Annotated in this window: 2 protein-coding genes; one reads left to right on the plus strand and one right to left on the minus strand. The window is 62.3% G+C overall.

Annotated features, from left to right (window positions below):
* The first annotated feature begins 172 nt into the window (after positions 1-172).
* The gene (locus J1W56_RS25745) at positions 173-478 is read left to right on the plus strand and encodes a hypothetical protein (RefSeq protein WP_223616133.1); all 306 of its coding nucleotides are present in this window, start codon (positions 173-175) and stop codon (positions 476-478) included.
* A 50-nt stretch (positions 479-528) separates the two neighbouring features.
* Here J1W56_RS25745 and repC read toward each other — a convergent pair.
* Positions 529-1,626, minus strand: a 1,098-nt coding sequence (repC, locus tag J1W56_RS25750) for a plasmid replication protein RepC (RefSeq protein WP_223616134.1), incomplete at its 5' end; no start/stop codon positions are given.

A 1,626-nucleotide genomic window follows, 5' to 3' on the forward strand; every position in this document is an offset into this window, starting at 1 on the left:
GTTCGTTTTCTTGCGTCTTTCGAGTTTGTACATATTGGATTTGCTGGGGTTTTTCCCGGTGGTTTCGCCAGCGAAACGGCGCGGTTTGCCGGATGCGATCACGCCCGTGCAACCTTGACGCTCTAAAAGTCCTGTAAAGGTGGACGGCAATAGCAGGGCTGAGGGGTGTGCAATGGAGACGATGGCGATGGTGCAGATCATCATGAACACGCAGGCCCAAGTCGAGATCCTGCAGCGCATGCTGGAACTGGGCGGGGCTGGCGATGCCCTGGCCCCGGCAACAGGAGATGCGCGGATTGCCGCTTGGCAGGACGGCGCCGAGACTGCCGTTGCCTTGGGCTGCGGCCGCATGCTCAGCCTCCAGGCGCTGGCGCTGGCGGAATATCTGAGCGGCAGCGGCCCGTGGGATGAAGGCGGCCGCTTTGCCGGCAGCAACCGCTATCAGCTTGCCGTGGCTGCGGACGCGGTCCCGGGCTGACTGGCGCAGGCAAACCCCCGTTCCAACGGCTTGCACGGTCCGCATACGTCTCATTCCATCTGTTCCTTGACCAGCCTGACATGGGTGCCATTGGCCCTGAGCTGGGCGAGCAGCATTGGCCAGACGGAGAATTCGCCCTTGGCCGCCTTGTCGGTGAGGGAGCGCAGATACCCGCCGGCCGAATTGATCTGATCGGCCCTTTGCAGGATGCAGGCCACGGCAATGGCGGCGTTTTCCTGGCCGAGCACCGCACAGGCCTCCTCATAGGCGGACGGGCTGACGCCGAGCATGGAGCGCACGACAACGGCCGCGCCCATCAGTTCGGACCAGCTGGCAAGGCCGTTCCTGGCATAGGCCGCGATATCCGGACAGGCCTGGCGCACCAGTCCGAGCGGAACCGGCTTTGCCTCGAAGGCATCCACGCCCAGCCCGGAAAGATCGATGCTGCGGCCGGACATATCTGCCGGCAGCCCGGCGGCCTCCGTCATCCCCCTGCCCGGGCCCGGGTTTTCCGCTGCCTGGTCTTGCCCCTGCTCTTGCTGCGGTTCGCTCGGCAGATCCCCGTTGTGGTTGTGCGTGTCGGCTTGGCCTTGGTCTTTTCTGAAGCCAGGTTCAAGATCAGAAGTGGATTGGGTATTTGAATTTTGTTTGTGGCGCTCAGAATGAGACTCTTTGGCGCTTGTTTGTGTTAAATTCAGCTTATCCTGCAACAACTTGGAGATCTCCAGCTGGATGCATTCCAGACCGTCGACAATCGGCTCCAGATCGCGGATCGTCGCCTGGCGGGGAATATCATCGATCACACCGCGAAACACCGTGTAGTGGCCGTTCCAGTCGATGTCAGGCATTTCCTCAAAGCCCAGTTCGATCAGCTTGACGATGTCGCGGCGCAAGAGCGTCACCTTCTCCTTCATCAGCTTCAGCTGCAGCCGTTCGGCCCGCACCGTCTGCGCCATGGTGTCGAACTCCTGCGCCCGCACCACCAATGGTGCCAGCGAAAAGCCAAAGGCCTCGCCGCCCTCCCCCGCCCCCGCTGTTCTGGCTTTGCGTGCATAGCGCTTGCCATTGGGGCTGTCCTTGCGGAAAATCAGGCCGGTTTCCACCAGCGCGCTCAAATGCCGGCGCAGCGTTGCCGGCGCCATGCCGTG

Source organism: Phyllobacterium calauticae, assembly GCF_019991125.1.
Taxonomy (GTDB): domain Bacteria; phylum Pseudomonadota; class Alphaproteobacteria; order Rhizobiales; family Rhizobiaceae; genus Phyllobacterium; species Phyllobacterium calauticae.

What these genes read in the sequence shown, in the direction of transcription:
- J1W56_RS25745 (WP_223616133.1), top strand. Translation starts at nt 173, where the DNA reads ATGGAGACGATGGCGATGGTGCAGATCATCATGAACACGCAGGCCCAA.